The sequence below is a fragment of the Zavarzinia sp. genome (genome assembly GCF_049306435.1).
Classification (GTDB): Bacteria; Pseudomonadota; Alphaproteobacteria; order Zavarziniales; family Zavarziniaceae; genus Zavarzinia.
On sequence record NZ_JBAQRT010000204.1, the window covers coordinates 27,145 to 43,018 of the forward strand.

Below are 15,874 nucleotides of genomic sequence, written 5' to 3' on the forward strand. Positions count from 1 at the left end.
GACGATGAACAGGACCACCGAGGCCAGGAACCGCGAAGACGAAGACGCCTACGCGAATCGCCGGACGGAGAAGATCAAGATCCACGGCGCGGCGGATTTCGACGGGATGCGCGCCGCCGGCCGCCTGGGCGCCGCCTGCCTCGACATGCTCACCCCCGAGGTAAAGCCGGGCGTTTCCACCCGCCGGCTCGACGATCTCGCCCGCGAGTTCATCCTCGACCATGGCGCCTGGCCCGCGCCCTATAATTACCGGGGTTTTCCCGCCTCGATCTGCACCTCGCTGAACCATGTGATCTGCCATGGCATCCCGGGCGACAAGATCTGCAAGGACGGCGACATCCTGAATATCGACGTCACCGTCATCCTCGACGGCTGGCATGGCGACACCAATCGCACCTATCTGGTCGGCAACGTGCCGCTGAAGGCGCGGCGCCTCGTCGACGTCACCTATGAAGCGATGATGCGCGGGATCGAGGCGGTGAAGCCCGGCGCCACCTTCGGCGACATCGGCGCCGCCATCCAGAGCTATGCCGAGGGCTTCGGCCTGTCGGTCGTCCGCGACTTCTGCGGCCACGGCCTCGGCCGGGTGTTCCACGACGCGCCCAATGTCCTGCACTACGGCAAGCCCGGCACCGGCCAGACGATCGAGGCCGGCATGTTCTTCACGATCGAGCCGATGATCAACATCGGCAAGCCCGATGTCCGGATGCTCGGCGACGGCTGGACCGCGGTCACCCGCGACCGCTCGCTGTCGGCCCAGTTCGAACATGCGGTGGGCGTGACCGAGACCGGCGTCGAGATTTTCACCCTCTCCCCCGCCGGCTTCACCAAGCCCCCCTATGCCGTCTGAGTCCGACCGCCAGAAGGATCTTCTGTCGGAAGCGCTGGCGGCCGAGGTCGCGCCCCATTACCACGGCCACCGGGCCCGCCTGCGCGCCCGTTTCCGCGAGACGGCCGGCCAGGGCATGCCGGATTACGAAATCCTCGAACTCCTGCTGGCGCTGGCCATTCCCCGGCGCGACGTGAAGCCGCTGGCCAAGGACCTGCTGGCCCGCTTCGGCTCCTTCGCCAATCTGATCTCCGCCCCCCTCGACCAGATCGAGGCGCAGGAGGGCATGGGTGAGGTCGCGGCCATCGCCCTCAAGACCGTGCGCGAGGCGGCCCTGCGCCTGCTCGCCACCGAAGTGATGCAGCGGCCGGTCATCTCGTCGTGGAACGCCCTGCTCGACTATTGCCGCGCCCTTCTGGCGCGGGAGGCGCGGGAGGAGACCCGCGTCCTCTTCCTCGACCGCAAGAACGTCCTGATCGCCGACGAGGGCCATGGCAAGGGCACGGTCGACCAGTCGCCGCTCTATATCCGCGAAGTGGTGAAACGCGCCCTCGACCATGCCGCCTCGGCGGTCATCCTCGTGCACAACCACCCCTCGGGCGACCCCGCCCCCAGCCGCGCCGACATCGACATGACCCGCGACCTCGCCGCCGCCCTCAAGGCCGTCGGCATCGGCCTGCACGACCACCTCGTCATCGGCCGCCAGGGCCATGCGAGTTTCAAGAGCCTCGGCCTGCTCTGACCTCTGCCGGGCCCGCGGCCGCGCTGCATTGCAATAAGCCGCCCCTTCCCGCAAACTGGCGGGGCGGGCAGCGCCTTGTCTCGCCCGACACCACAAACCCGAAACACCGGAGACAGCCTGATCCGCGCGAGGATCGCCACAAAGGAGACCTGACCTTGCGAACAGACAAGAGTCCACACCGTTCCGCCGCCGGAAAGGTGGGCGCATGAATGCCGCCCAGAGCCTGGCTGAAAAAATCGGCTCGCTATCGCCCCTTATCCCCGACTGGGCAGCCGGCATCATGGTTCTGGTGACGACGATCATCATCGCCCTTGCCCTTCACCTTCTGGCGATGCGCTTGTTGCGCCGCATGGCGGGTGCAGATCATCCCTTCCTGACATCTTTCCTGGCCCGTATTCGCGGCCCCGCCCGGCTGGCGATCCTTGTCGCCGCCGGCGCGCTGGTGGCCCGCGATCTGGCCCTGCCGATCTCGATCGCCGAGGCGATCGGCAGGGCTCTGCTCGTCGCCTTCGTCGTCCTTATCGGCTGGTCGCTCATCATCACACTGCATATCGCCGGTGATCTGCACCTGCGGCGATTTCGCGATCAGGGCGAGGACAACCTCCTTGCCCGCAAGCATTTCACCCAGGTCAGGCTGCTGCTTCGCGCCGCCGACATGGTGATCGCCCTGCTGACCATTTCCGCCGCGCTGATGAGTTTCGAGACCGTGCGGCAATATGGCGTCAGCCTCTTCGCCTCCGCCGGGGTCGCCGGCATTGTCGCCGGCTTCGCCGCGAGGCCGGTACTGGCCAATCTCATCGCCGGCATCCAGATCGCCGTCACCCAGCCGATCCGGGTCGACGATGCCGTGCTGATCGAAAACGAATGGGGCTGGATCGAGGACATCACCTCGACTTATGTCGTTGTGAAACTGTGGGACTGGCGCCGCCTCGTGTTGCCGCTGACCTATTTCATCGAGAAGCCGTTCCAGAACTGGACGCGCGAAAGCACGAACATCATCGGCAGCGTCTTCATCAATGTCGATTACCGGGCCCCGGTCGAAAACATCCGCAGCAAATTGTCGGAAATCGCCCGCGCCTCGCCGCTCTGGGACGGCAAGGTCGTGGTCCTGCAGGTGACGGACGCGACCGAGCGCAGCATTCAGCTCCGCGCGCTGGTCAGTGCCTCCAACTCGCCAAAATCCTGGGACCTGCGCTGCGAGATACGCGAAAAGCTGCTCGCCTTCCTCAATGCGGAATACCCGGAATGCCTGCCGCGCCTGCGCCTTGAATCGGAAACCTTCGCCCCCAAAGTGTGAGGAAGATCAATGCACGGTTAATCTTTTTGCCGTCTATTGGTTGTCACGAACGCATCGGAGATACGCTGATGGACATGAACGCTCTGCCCACGGGCTGGTATGAAGGCACCCATTGGTGGGTCGGCATGGAACATGTCGCCGCCCTCGCCATCATGGTCGTCCTGTCGGTGATGGCGCTGCGCGCGCTCGATCGCAGCGGCATTTTCGCCCACGCCCGTCACCGCCGCCATCATCGCCGCTGAGGTCAGGGGCTAAGTCACGGGGCGTCAGCCCTTGGGCCGCACCGTGATCATGGTGCCGAGAAAGACGGCGTAATCCGTCCATTGCCCGTCGTCCTGCAGGGCCTGCGCGCGCGCCTCGACCGTCGTGATCGTGCGCCCCGCCTTCAGGACCCGGGCGTCGGCGCGAAAGTGCCGCCCCCGGCCCGGCGCCATCAGATTGACCTTGAATTCGACCGAGACGAGATCCGCCCCCTCGTCCAGCAGGGTCATGGCAGCGAAGCCCGCCGCCGTATCCGCCAAGGTCGTCGTCGCCCCGGCGTGGAGCGCGCCCATCTGCTGCATCAACTGCGGCTGGGGCGGCATTTCCATCACCACATGGCCCGGTTCGACCAGGGTCAGGCGGATGCCCAGCAAGGCCACGAAGGGCTGGCGGGCGAAGGCGGCCTCGAGACGCGAGGCCAGCGGGGGATCGGCAAGCAAGGCAACCATGGCCGAAGTCTAGCAGGCGATTTTGCCGCACCGCAACATCGGACGGTGGAAAACGCGCTTGCCATGACCGGCGCCCGCTTCTATTGACGGGCCATCCCGCTTTTCCAGTCAGGCACAGCACCATGATCCCCCGCTACTCCCGCGCAAAGATGGCCGATCTCTGGACCCCGGAGGCGCGTTTCCGCATCTGGTTCGAGATCGAGGCCCATGCCGCCGACGCCATGGTCGGTCTTGGCATCGTGCCGGCCGACGCGGCCAAGGCGATCTGGGAACGTGGCGCCTTCAATGTCGAGCGCATCGACGAGATCGAGCGCGAGGTGAAGCACGATGTCATCGCCTTCCTGACCTCGGTGTCCGAGCATGTCGGGCCGGAAGCCCGTTTCATGCATCAGGGCATGACCTCGTCGGACGTGCTCGACACCTGCCTCGCGGTCCAGCTCGCCCGCGCCGCCGATATCCTGATCGAGGATGTCGATGCCCTGCTCGCCGTGATCAAGCGCCGCGCCTTCGAGCATAAATATACCGTCTGCATCGGCCGCAGCCACGGCATCCATGCCGAGCCGACCACCTTCGGCCTGAAGATGGCGCAGGCCTATGCCGAATTCGCCCGTGGCCGCGAGCGCCTCGTCACCGCGCGCAAGGAAATCGCCACCTGCGCCATTTCGGGCGCGGTCGGCACCTTCGCCAATGTCGATCCGTCGGTCGAAGAATATGTCGCCGAGAAGATGGGCCTCGAAATCGAGCCGGTCTCGACCCAGGTCATCCCGCGCGACCGCCACGCCGCCTTCTTCGCCGCCCTCGCCGTCGTCGCGTCGTCGATCGAGCGACTGGCGACCGAGGTCCGCCACCTGCAGCGCACCGAAGTGCTGGAGGCCGAGGAAGCCTTCACCAAGGGCCAGAAGGGCTCGTCGGCCATGCCGCACAAGCGCAACCCCGTGCTGTCGGAAAACCTGACCGGCCTCGCCCGCCTCGTCCGCTCGGCCGCGACGCCGGCTTTCGAGAATGTCGCCCTGTGGCACGAGCGGGATATTTCCCATTCCTCGGTCGAGCGCGGCATCGGCCCGGATGCCACCGTCCACCTCGACTTCGCGCTGGCGCGCCTCGCCTCGATGATGGACGGGCTGGTGATCTACCCCGAGAACATGCAGCGCAACCTCGACCGCCTGGGCGGCGTGGTGCATTCCCAGCGCGTGCTGCTGGCCCTGACCCAGAAGGGCGTCTCGCGCGAGGACAGCTATCGGATCGTGCAGGAGAACGCGATGCGGGTGTGGCGCGGTGAAGGCGCCTTCCTCGACTTCCTGAAGGCCGATCCCAAGGTGACCTCCGCCCTCTCGGATGCGGAACTCGAGGGTCTGTTCAACCTCGACTATCACACCAAGCATGTCGACACGATCTTCCGCCGCGTCTTCGGCGCGGCGTGACCGCACCGATCACGCGAAGAGGAAATCGTCGGCCGCCAGCTTGCTCAGCTGGTAGCGGTCGAGCGTGATCGTGTTGCCCGCGCTCCAGGTGATGACCACCTGCGAATTCACCTGGACCGCGTAGGCCATCACATCGGCGAAATCATCGAACAGGCCATCCTCGAACCTGATCGTGTCTTCCGCCGCGAAGTCGGTGATCCGGTCCTGGCCGAAGCCCGAGCCGAAGACGAAAGTGTCGGCCCCGCCGCGGCCGCTCAGCGTGTCGTTGCCGCGCATGCCGTTGATCACCTCGCTATAGCCCCGGCTGCTGGCGCTGATCACATTGTCGAGGCTGTTGCCGACGAGCGGGCCGTTGCTCCAGATGGCGACCAGATTTTCGACACCGGAGGTCAGGGTATAGCCGATGCCCGAGACGACGCGGACCGTGTCGATACCGTCGCCATCCGCCTCGCTCACCGTATCGTTGCCGTCGAACACGATATAGGTGTCGTCGCCCCGGCCGCCGCGCAGGATATCCCGGTCGCCATATTGGGAAATGCCGCCGCTCAGCACGTCGTCGCCATCGCCGCCCAGCATCTTGTCGTCGCCATTGCCGCCGGTCAGCGTGTCGTTGCCGCCAAGGCCGATCAGGGTGTTGTCGCCGGTATTGCCGGTTATGACATTGTCGAATTCGTTGCCGGTGCCGGAAATCGCCCCCGTGCCCCGCAGCACCAAATTTTCGAGTCCCGCCCCCAGGGTGGTGTTCAGCGTCGTCTCGACCGTGTCGAGGCCCGAGCCGCCGGCCTCGTCGACCACATCGCCCGTGTGATCGACGACGTAAGTATCGTCGCCCGCGCCGCCGTGCAGCGTGTCGGTGCCGCGCCCGCCGTTCAGCTCGTCATTGCCGGCGCCGCCAATGATGACATTGGCCAGCTTGTTGCCGGTGGCGTGAAAATCGCCCGTGCCCGTGAAGGTCAAGGTCTCGACATCGGCCGGCAGGGTATAGGTCGCCAGCACCGTCTCCACGCTGTCGACGCCCTGGTTCCGACTTTCCACCACCTGATCGCCCGTGTTGTCGACGACATAGGTGTCATTGCCGAGGCGCCCCACCATGCGGTCGGCGCCCAGACCGCCGTCGAAGCGGTTGTCGCCGCCGGTGCCGGAAATGTCATCATCGCCCGCCGTGCCGATGACATTCTCGATCCTGATCAGCGTGTCGTTGCCGAGGCTGGGGCCGGTCGCCGTCCCGGTCAGAAGGTCGACGACGACGCCATGCAGGCCGCTGGCGAAACTGGCCGTGTCCTGTCCTTCGCCGCCGTCGAGGATGTCGCCGCCAGACCCGCCGATCAGCAGATCGTCGCCGCCGAAGCCCTGCAGATAATCGTTGCCGCCCGCGCCGTTCAGGACGTCGTCCTCGTCGCTGCCCACATGATGCTCGCGGGCCGAGGTGCCCAGCCAGTTCTGCGCCGGCCCGGACGGCCGACCGAGGATGATGTTTATGACGTTTCCGCCCGGGACAACGACATCGACGGCTATATCGTCGATCCCGTCGCCATTGATGTCGCCCGCCGCCTTGGCGCTCCACCGCCGCGCGTCGAGGTCCGTGGCGACGATCTTGAAACCGTCGCTGCCGTCGAGACTGTCCAGGCTGGAGACTTCAATCCCGGCGGTGCCCCCGCCGGGCGGCCCGAAGACGACGTAGCGGTCGTTGACGATCAGATCGCCCCGCCCGTCGCCGTTCACATCACCGGCGGCCACCACGGCGCTCACGCTGCCGGTGATGCGAAAGCCATTGCCGCCGTCGACCTGGGTCGGATCGATGGCGCCCGGATTGACCGCGCGGCCGTAGATGACATAGACGCCGGCCGTCACCCCCGACCCGCCGCTGATGCTGACGGCGACGTCTCCCAGGCCATCGCCATTGAGGTCGCCGACCGACCAGGATGCCCGGGCACCGTTCAGCTTGAAGCCATTGGTGCCGTCGAGCGCGATGAGGTTCAGCGTGTCCGGCAGGTCGGGACGACCGAAGACCACATAGGCGCTGGCGCCGGTATCGACCGTGAGGTCGCCGATCCCGTCGCCGTTGAAATCGCCGGCCGACCGGATGGAGATGACCGGTGCTCCGGCGAACTTGAGACTGATGGCCGTGTCGTGGCCGGTGTTGGGCGGAATGCCCGTGGCGCTGCCGAAGACGACCTTGCGGAAGGTGGCACCACTGTCGGAGAAGCGGTAATCGACGTTGATCCCGTGACCTTCGACCGCGACATCGTCGAAGCCGTCGCCATTGATGTCGCCCACCGCCGACAGCCACAATTCGTCGACCTCGACCGAACTGCCGTCATAACCGAGCGCGTTATTCTCGAAACGGTCGCCCGCGACGGCCCGCGTTGCCCCGCCATACTGGACTTCCGTGGCGTCGAAGCCCCGCACATATTTCACCGAGTCGAAGTCGTCGGGATCGCCGTACCACCATTCGGTCTTGTAGCGCAGGGTATTGGCGAAATCGGCGAGACCGTCGCCGTTGACGTCGCCGATACCGACGGTCCAGTTCTCGAAGGCTTCGGCGTCCGGGGGCAGTCCGGCCTTGCCGTCATCGAACCGGAAGATCCGGTAATCGCCATGGGCCGCCTCGAAGGGACCCCATTGGCCCAGCACGATCCGGCCGCCACGGATCAGGCCGTCATAACCGGCCGAGCCGATCAGCAGATCGCCGAGACCATCGCCATTGACGTCGCCGAGCGCGGCCACGGCATTGCCGAGCGGCGCATCCCCCGCCCGGGCGACGAGGCGAAAGCCATCGTCGCCATCGAGGCCGGCAAGGTCGAGGATCGACGGGAAGGCTGACATCTGTTCCCCCGGGGCGATGGTGGCGACAAGGGAAGCAGACTACGCGAACAGGAAATCGGCGGCGTTCAATTTCTCGAGCAGATAATCGTCGATCGTGATCGTGTTGCCGGTGCTCCAGGCGATCACGATATCGGCCCCGACCTGCGTGGCATGATCCAGCACGTCGGCAAAATCGGTGAACAATCCGTCCACGAAGCCGATCACGTCACTGGACGCGAAATCCGTGATCCGGTCCTGACCAAAGCCGACACCGAATTGGAAGATATCCGCGCCGCCGGCCCCGGTCAGCGTGTCGTTGCCGCGCAGGCCGGTCAGGATATTGGCGCCATTGCCGCCAATCAGAATGTTGTTCGCGCTGCTGCCGGTGCCGTTCACCGCCTGCGAGGTAACGATGGCCAGATTCTCGAAGCCCGAGCCCAGGACGAAGGACACGCTGGATTGCACCGTATCCAGGCCACCGCCATTGGCTTCCGAGAGAAGGTCGCCCGCGGAATCGACGACATAGGTATCGTCACCCAGCCCGCCGCGTAAGGTATCGTCCCCCGTGCCGCCGTCCAGCCGGTCGTTGTTGTCGCCGCCCAGCAGCTTGTCGTTGCCGGCCTTGCCCAGCAGCGTGTCGTCGCCACCAAGACCGCTCAGCGTATTGTCGGCGCCATTGCCGGTCAGCGCGTTGGCAAGGGCGTTGCCGGTCCCCGACAGGGCGGCCGTGCCGCGCAGCAGCAGTCCGTCGACATTGTCGCCCAATGTATAGTTCAGCGTCGTCTCGACCGTGTCGAAACCGCCGTCGGCCCCCTCCTCGACGCTATCGCCCGGATGATCGACGACATAGCGATCGTCGCCCGCGCCGCCGCGCAGCGTGTCGCTGCCGCGCCCGCCGTTCAGTTCGTCGTTGCCGGCGCCGCCGATGATGACATTGGCCAGCGTATTGCCGGTCGCCGTGAAATCGCCCGTGCCCGTGTAGGTCAGGTTTTCGAGATCGGCCGCCAGCGCATAGGCCGCCAGCGTGGTCTCGATCGTGTCGATGCCCTGATCGCGGCTTTCCACCACCACGTCGCCCGCGTTATCGACGACATAGGTATCGTCGCCGAGGCGCCCCACCATGCGGTCGGCGCCCAGATCGCCGTCGATACGGTTGTCGCCATCGGTGCCGGCGATATCGTCATCGCCCGTGCTGCCGACGACATTCTCGATACCGATCACTGTGTCGTTGCCAAGGCCCCGGCCCGACGCGGTGCCGGCCACCAGATCGACCAGCACGCCATGGGAGCCTGTCGCGAAGCTGGCCGTGTCGATCCCCTCACCACCCGACAGGGTGTCGCCGCCCGACCCGCCAATCAGCAGATCGTCGCCATCGAGCCCCCGCAGGACATCGTTGCCGCCAGCGCCATTCAGGACATCGCTTTCCAGGCTGCCGGTATGGTGCTCTCCCACAGCGGTCCCCACCCAGTTCACGGCCGACGCGGCATGACCCAGGATGATATGGACGGCATTCTCGCCCCCCCGGCCGACGGCAATATCGTCGATCCCGTCGCCGTTGAGGTCACCCGCCGGAACAATGTCCCCGCCGTAGATATCGACGCCGCCGGAGACGATCTGGAAGCCGTTGTCACCATCGACATTGCTGACGTCGAGACCCACGCCGCCGACGGCGGCTGGCGCGAAGATCACATAGTCTTTCGCCGCATAGACGATGCCGACGAGCAAGTCGTCACGCCCGTCGCCGTTGATGTCGCCGACCGCGCTCACCTCGCCATCGACACCGAGCAGAAGGAAGCCATCTTCGCCGTCCACCGTCGCGGCATCGAAACTGGCAGGCGCGTCGGCTCGGCCATAGACGACATAGAAGGGATCGCCAGGGACGTGCCCCGACAAGGCGACGACGATGTCATCCATCCCGTCGCCGTTGATGTCGCCAACCGACCGGGCGCTGCCAGCCCCCGGCAACCAGAGACCGTTCGTGCCGTCGAGGGTGCTGATATCGAAGGCTTGGGTCGCGAGATCGGACCGGCCGAAAATCACGGCGATGCCAGAATTATCGCCGCTGCTGGCCGAAATCACCAGATCGGCCATCCCGTCGCCGTTGAAGTCGCCAGCGGCATCGACCACGCTGGCCGTCCCCCCCGTGAAATCGAGCCCGGGCGCCCCCGGAGAATTGGCATTGTCCGGAATGCCCGTGGGGCTGCCGAAGACGACACGGCTTATGTTGCCCGGCGACCCGCGGGAATAGGCGGTAACCCAGACATCGTCAAAACCGTCTCCGTTGACGTCGCCCACGCCCTCCAGATACAGCTTGTCGGAGCCGCCCGATCCGGAATCCCCGAAATGCGCGCCGGTCGTTGCCCGGTCGTCGCCGCCGTAACGGATGTCGGCATAATCGTAGTACCGCCACTCTTCCCAGGAATCCCCATACTCATAATAGTGCGTGATGGTGTTTTGGAAGTAGACGTGATTGTCGAAATCCGCGAAGCCATCGCCGTTGATGTCGCCGATTCCGGTCGGGTAGACGGCCCAGATGGAGGCATCTCCCGGCACCCAGGACGCCGAGTCATCGAAGCGGAAGGAACGGCCAACGGTCTGCGCGGGATCGAAGGGACCCCATTGCCCCAGCCAGACCGTCGTCTCGCCCGACGCCGCGATGCCGAGATCAGCGACGCCGTCGCCGTTGACGTCCCCCAGAGCACCGACGAATTCGCCGAACCTGTCCCGATCAGCGCCCCCGTCGAGACGGAGCACCAGATCTCCGTCGAGTTCGGCCAGATCGATTGTCGCGGTAAAGGACGTCATTTTGCCTACCCCCGAAGAGAGAAAGGTAACGCGACCCAAGGATTACGCAAAAGCCGTGTCAGCACTGCAATGAATATTAAAGGTTGCGTTCCGGCGACATGGCGCCCTTGCTCCCTTTGAGATTACGGTTACTACCTGTCGCCGCGCAGCCGCAGCGCGCGCCGCCGGCCCCGGCCCGGAGCGACATCCCGGGCGAGGACCGCGTCATGCGAACAGGAAATCGCCCGCGTTCAACTTCGTCAGCAGGTACTCGTCGATCGTGATCGTGTTGCCGGCGCTCCAGGCGATCAGGATGTCGTCCCCGACCTGCGTCGCATGGGCCTTCACGTCGGCAAGGTCGGCGAATAGTCCGTTCTCGAATTTGATCACGTCATTGGACGCGAAATCCGTGATCCGGTCCTGGCCGAAGCCGGTGCCGAACACGAATATATCCGCGCCGCCGGCCCCGGTCAGCGTGTCGCTGCCGCGGAGGCCCGCGAGGACATTGGCGCCATTGCCGCCGATCAGCACATTGGCGGCGCTGTTGCCGGTGCCATCCACCGCCTGCGACGTAAGGATGGTCAGATTCTCGAAGCCCGAGGCCAGGGTGAAGGACAAGCTGGTCAGCACCGTGTCCAGGCCGCCGCCATTGGCCTCGGACAACTGATCGCCCAGGGAATCGACGACATAGATATCGTCGCCCAGGCCGCCGCGCAGGACATCGTCGCCGCTGCCGCCGTCCAGCCGGTCGTTGCCGTCACCACCCAGCAGCCTGTCGGCCCCGGCCTTGCCCGACAGCGTATCGTCGCCGCCAAGGCCGCTCAGGACATTGGCCGCGTCATTGCCGGTCAGGGCGTTGGCGAGGTCGTTGCCGGTCCCCGACGCGCCCGCCGTGCCGCGCAGCACGAGCGCCTCGACATGGTCGGTCAGCGTGTAGCTCCACTCCGTGTGGACGGTGTCGAAGCCGCTGTCCGCGCTCTCCTCGACGATATCGCCCCCCTGATCGACGATATAGAGATCGTCGCCCGCGCCGCCGCGCATTGTATCCCCGCCGAGGCTGCCGTTCAGGACGTCATTGCCGGCGCCGCCGACGATGACATTGGCCAGCGTGTTGCCGGTCCCCCGGAAATCGCCACTGCCGACGAAGGTCAGATCCTCGACATGCGGTGCCAGGACATAGTCCGCCAAGCTGGTTTCAACCGCGTCGTGACCCTGGTTGCGGCCTTCGAGCACCTGGTCGCCGACATTGTCGATGACATAGACGTCATCGCCGAGGCGCCCCGCCATGCGGTCGGCGCCAAGGTTGCCGTCGATGCGGTTGTCGCCGTCGGTGCCGGCGATATCGTCGTCGCCCAGGGAGCCGATGACACTCTCGATGCTGATCAGCGTATCATTGCCGAGGCCCCGGCCCGACGCGGTGCCCGCCACCAGATCGACCACCACGCCATGGGAGCCTGTCGCGAAGCTGGCCGTGTCGATGCCCTCGCCGCCCGACAGGATGTCGCCGCCCGATCCGCCGATCAGCAGATCGTCCCCGTCCAGCCCGCGCAGAAGATCGTTGCCGCCGGCGCCGTTCAGGACATCGCTCTCCAGGCTGCCGGTGATGTGTTCCCGCGCAGAGGTCCCGACCCGGTCCACCGCGGAACCGGCATGGCCGAGGATGAGGCCAACCGCTCCATCGCCGCCGTCCACGCCAGCCGCGATGTCGTCGAAGCCGTCGCCGTTGATGTCACCCGCCGCGCAAACGGACCAAGCACCGTAACCACTAACCTGGAAGCCGTTGTCGCCATCGACGCTGCTGGCGTCGAGACCGTCGGCACCGACGTCGGCCGGCATGAAGACCACATAACTTTGGAACCAAGTAGCGGTGGTGAACAGGTCGTCGCGTCCGTCGCCGTTGATGTCGCCGATTGCACTCACTTTCGTGGCACCCAGCACGCGGAAGCCATCGACACCGTCAACCGACGACGCATCGACACTGGCGGGCGCGTCGGCCCGGCCATAGACGATGTAGAAGGGATCGCTGGCGGCGCGCCCCGACAGGGTGATCAGAATATCGTCCAGACCGTCGCCGTTGACATCGCCGACCTTCGCGGCACTTCCCGCCCCCGGCAGCCAGAAGCCGTTCGTGCCGTCGAGCGTACTGATATCGAAGGCCTGGGTCGCGAGATCGGAGCGGCCGAACACGACGGCGAGACCGGTATTGTCGCCGCTGCTGGCCGAAACCAGCAGATCGGCCATGCCGTCGCCATTGACGTCGCCGAGCGCGCCGGCCACCGACGCCGTTCCCCCGGTGAAGCTGAGGCCGGGCGCGGCCGGCGAATTGGCATTGGCCGGAATGCCCGTTGGGCTACCGAATACGACGTGGCTGAAACCGCCGTGCGACCCGGCAGAGTGGTTATTGACCCAGACATCGTCGAAACCATCCCCGTTGACGTCGCCGACAGCCTCGAGGTACAGCCCGTTCCAGTTGTGACTCTGGATCAGCTCCCCGCTGGTGGCCCCGTCACTGCCGCCATAAAAGATGTCGACGGCATTGAAATCTTCCTGCTGCCACCACGAATCCATCTCGTAGTAGTAATAGGTAAGGGTATAGAAGGCCGTATGGCTGTCGAAATCCCCGAACCCGTCACCATTGATGTCGCCGAGTCCTACCGGTCGGATTTCCGAGACGTAACCATTACTGGGCAGCCAATCGATATTACTGCCAGGGTAACTATTGTCCACCACTTCGACAGGCTGTAGTGGCCCCCACTGTCCCAGACGGACTGTCGTCCCTGCCGTTCCCCCAATGACGATATCGCTGAGGCCGTCGCCGTTTACGTCCAGCACGCCGATAAGGTCGGGATACCAGTCAACACCACTCGATTCGAGCCGGACAACCTGATCGCCATCGACATCGGCCAGATCGACAGCTGCGGGAAAGGACGTCATGTGCCGACCTCCAGTGATGGAAAGGCAATGCGACCATAGGACTACCCACAGGTCATGTCCAACGACGATAGATGATTAAAAGTTGCGACCCCGCGACATGTCGTCCATGCCCCGCTCAGGTGCCGATGGCCCGCCCGCCCTCCCGCGCTTCGGCCCGCGCGAAGGCCGGACGGGCGGTGACGCGGGCGTAATAGGCCTTTGCTTCCGGCGTCAGGGCCTGGTCGAGGCCGATCAGGCCGGCCAGCTTGATGGCATAGCCGATGGCGATATCGGCCATGGTGAAGCGCCCGGCGCAGGCGAATTCGGGGCCCATCAGTTTCAGCGCGCCGCGCAGGCGGGAGGCGAACCACTGGGCGTAATCCGCCGCCGCCTGGGGCAGGCGGCGTTCTTCCGGCTCCAGCGCTGTGTAGCGCAGCACGATGGTCTGCGGGAAAGTCAGCGTCGCGTCCGACATATGCAGGAAATTGAGATAGCGGCCGTAATCGGGCTCGTCCACGCCGACGACGAGATCGGTCGGGCCGTATTTCGTGCCGAGGTAATGACAGATCGCGCTCGATTCCGTCATCAGCAGCGGGCCATCGGTGAAGGCCGGCACCGTGCCCAGCGGATTGATGTCGAGATAGCCCGGGCGGGAAAAGCGCGGCGGGAAATCCATCAGTTCGAAATCGAAGTCGAGCCCCATTTCCTCGAGCGCCCACAGCGGCCGGAAGGAACGCGCCCCGGCGCAATGATACAATTTCACGTCTCTCTCCCCTGATGGCCGGTTTCCGGCTCGGTCGTCCGGATGTTGTAGCGCGCCCATGCGGGCTTGCTCAACCACCCGCAGCGGGGGCGGCGATTTCGGCCCGGATTTCGTCGCCATGCTCGCCAAGGCGGGGGGCCGGGCGAATGTCGCGCCCGCTCGCGGCCGCGAAGCGGACCGGCGGCCTCATCTCGACATAGCTCCCTTCCGAAGAGTGTTCGCGCGTCCTGAAGAAGCCGGTCGCCTTCAGGTGCGGATCGTCCTTGATGTCGGCCAGATCGCGCACCGGCATGGCCGGAATGCCGGCGCCGTGGAAGATCGCCAGCCATTCGGCGTTGGTCTTCGCCGGGGTCGCCTCGCGGATCGCGCCATAGACGAGGGCCGGGTTCAGCGCCCGGCCCATCGGGGTATCCAGCGGCTCCCGCGTCAGCAAATCATCCCGGCCGACGAGGCGGAGCACGACACAGGTGGTCTCGTCGGTATAGGGCACGATGGAGAGATGGCCATCGCTGGTCGGGAAGGGCTGGCGGTCCGGATCGATCTGCCGGGGATAGCCGACGGGGCCGGTCGGCGGCTCGAACACGGCGCCGAACAGGTGTTCCTCCAGCATGAACTGGGTGAAGGCTTCGAACATCGGCACCTCGACCTGCTGGCCCTCGCCGGTGCGCAGCCGGTGGATGATGGCGGCGAGAACGGCATAGACACCGTGCAGCCCCGCCACCTTGTCGGCGATCAGCGACGGCAGATAGCGCGGCGCCGGATTGCCGTCGACCCGGGGCAGCAGGGTCGCCGTGCCGGTCGCCGCCTGGATCACGTCGTCATAGGCCTGGAGATCGGCATAGGGACCGTCCGAGCCGAAACCGACGCAATGGACATAGACGAGATCGGGCTTCAGCGCCTTCATCACGGCATAGCCAAAGCCCAGCCGCTCGATCGCCTTGCCCCGGACATTGTGGATGAAGACATCGGCGCCCGCGATCAGCGCCCGCATGGTGGCGGCATCGGCCTCGTCCTTCAGATCGAGGGCGATCGAGCGCTTGCCCCGGTTCAGGGTCATGTGACAGGCGCCCATCAGCGGCGTCTTCGGCGGGCGGCCGGCGATGCGGAACAGGTCGCCCGTGGGCGGCTCCACCTTGATCACATCGGCGCCCATGTCGGCGAGGGTCTGGGTGCAATAGGGGCCGAAGACGATCGAGGTCAGGTCGACGATGCGAATCCCTTCCAGCATCCGGGGGGCCGGGGTCGTCATGGGTCTCTCCTCCGCTTGTTTTTGCCCATGAAGCCGCGCGGGGCCTTGGCCGTCCAATACGGAATTCGGTCGTTTCAGACGAAAACCGTCTATATCATCCTGAAAAACGCGATGGGGAGAGACGGTGCATTTCGACATCAAGGCCGTGCTGCATTTCGTCGCCGTCGCCGAGGACATGTCCTTCACCCGGGCCGCCCGCCGCCTCGGCATCGCGCAACCCTGGCTGTCCCGCCGCATCCGCCAGCTCGAGGAGCAGCTGGGCTTCGCCCTGTTCGAGCGCACCACCCGCAGCATCGAACTGACCGCGCGGGGGCGCGGCTTTCTCGACGCCGCCCGCGAGGTGGCGAGCGCGGTCGAGGCC

12 protein-coding genes are annotated in these 15,874 nt (G+C 65.6%); 6 read left to right on the plus strand and 6 right to left on the minus strand.

Features of this window, described 5'->3' with window-relative positions; genetic code table 11:
• The first annotated feature begins 4 nt into the window (after nucleotides 1-4).
• The 4 genes from map (at nucleotide 5) to WAZ62_RS11500 (ending at nucleotide 3,110) form a co-directional block, all read left to right on the plus strand.
• Nucleotides 5-850 carry a type I methionyl aminopeptidase gene (map, locus tag WAZ62_RS11485; RefSeq protein ID WP_422643661.1) on the plus strand — a complete coding sequence of 282 codons (846 nt, stop codon included), beginning with the start codon at nucleotides 5-7 and terminating at the stop codon, nucleotides 848-850.
• Nucleotides 840-1,571 (plus strand): RadC family protein, encoded by a 732-nt coding sequence (radC, locus tag WAZ62_RS11490; protein ID WP_422643662.1) that lies wholly within the window; start codon nucleotides 840-842, stop codon nucleotides 1,569-1,571. Before map ends, radC begins: the two co-directional genes overlap by 11 nt.
• Before the next feature lie 205 nt (nucleotides 1,572-1,776).
• Complete coding sequence (locus WAZ62_RS11495; protein ID WP_422643663.1) at nucleotides 1,777-2,868, plus strand: mechanosensitive ion channel family protein; 1,092 nt, start codon at nucleotides 1,777-1,779, stop codon at nucleotides 2,866-2,868.
• Between the two features lie 68 nt (nucleotides 2,869-2,936).
• A complete protein-coding gene (locus WAZ62_RS11500; RefSeq protein WP_422643664.1) occupies nucleotides 2,937-3,110 on the plus strand; it encodes a hypothetical protein in 174 nt (57 codons plus the stop codon).
• Nucleotides 3,111-3,134: 24 nt separating this feature from the next.
• Here the strand turns inward: WAZ62_RS11500 and WAZ62_RS11505 are convergent, their stop codons facing one another.
• Nucleotides 3,135-3,578 (minus strand): PaaI family thioesterase, encoded by a 444-nt coding sequence (locus WAZ62_RS11505; protein ID WP_422643665.1) that lies wholly within the window; start codon nucleotides 3,576-3,578, stop codon nucleotides 3,135-3,137.
• Between the two features lie 122 nt (nucleotides 3,579-3,700).
• Here WAZ62_RS11505 and purB point away from each other — a divergent pair, with 122 nt between their 5' ends.
• On the plus strand, nucleotides 3,701-4,999 hold the full coding sequence (gene purB, locus WAZ62_RS11510) for an adenylosuccinate lyase (RefSeq protein ID WP_422643666.1): 1,299 nt from the start codon (nucleotides 3,701-3,703) through the stop codon (nucleotides 4,997-4,999).
• A 9-nt stretch (nucleotides 5,000-5,008) separates the two neighbouring features.
• Here the strand turns inward: purB and WAZ62_RS11515 are convergent, their stop codons facing one another.
• The 5 genes from WAZ62_RS11515 to WAZ62_RS11535 form a co-directional block, all read right to left on the minus strand.
• Nucleotides 5,009-7,825 carry a hypothetical protein gene (locus WAZ62_RS11515; protein WP_422643667.1) on the minus strand — a complete coding sequence of 939 codons (2,817 nt, stop codon included), beginning with the start codon at nucleotides 7,823-7,825 and terminating at the stop codon, nucleotides 5,009-5,011.
• A gap of 39 nt (nucleotides 7,826-7,864) precedes the next feature.
• Nucleotides 7,865-10,609 carry a hypothetical protein gene (locus WAZ62_RS11520; RefSeq protein ID WP_422643668.1) on the minus strand — a complete coding sequence of 915 codons (2,745 nt, stop codon included), beginning with the start codon at nucleotides 10,607-10,609 and terminating at the stop codon, nucleotides 7,865-7,867.
• Between the two features lie 204 nt (nucleotides 10,610-10,813).
• Nucleotides 10,814-13,522: a calcium-binding protein gene (locus WAZ62_RS11525; protein ID WP_422643669.1), complete on the minus strand. Its 2,709-nt coding sequence runs from the start codon at nucleotides 13,520-13,522 to the stop codon at nucleotides 10,814-10,816.
• A gap of 115 nt (nucleotides 13,523-13,637) precedes the next feature.
• Nucleotides 13,638-14,264 (minus strand): glutathione S-transferase family protein, encoded by a 627-nt coding sequence (locus tag WAZ62_RS11530; protein WP_422643670.1) that lies wholly within the window; start codon nucleotides 14,262-14,264, stop codon nucleotides 13,638-13,640.
• 70 nt (nucleotides 14,265-14,334) lie between these two features.
• Complete coding sequence (locus WAZ62_RS11535; RefSeq protein ID WP_422643671.1) at nucleotides 14,335-15,513, minus strand: CaiB/BaiF CoA transferase family protein; 1,179 nt, start codon at nucleotides 15,511-15,513, stop codon at nucleotides 14,335-14,337.
• Between the two features lie 124 nt (nucleotides 15,514-15,637).
• Here WAZ62_RS11535 and WAZ62_RS11540 point away from each other — a divergent pair.
• Nucleotides 15,638-15,874, plus strand: a 237-nt coding sequence (locus tag WAZ62_RS11540) for a LysR family transcriptional regulator (protein WP_422643672.1), incomplete at its 3' end; no start/stop codon positions are given.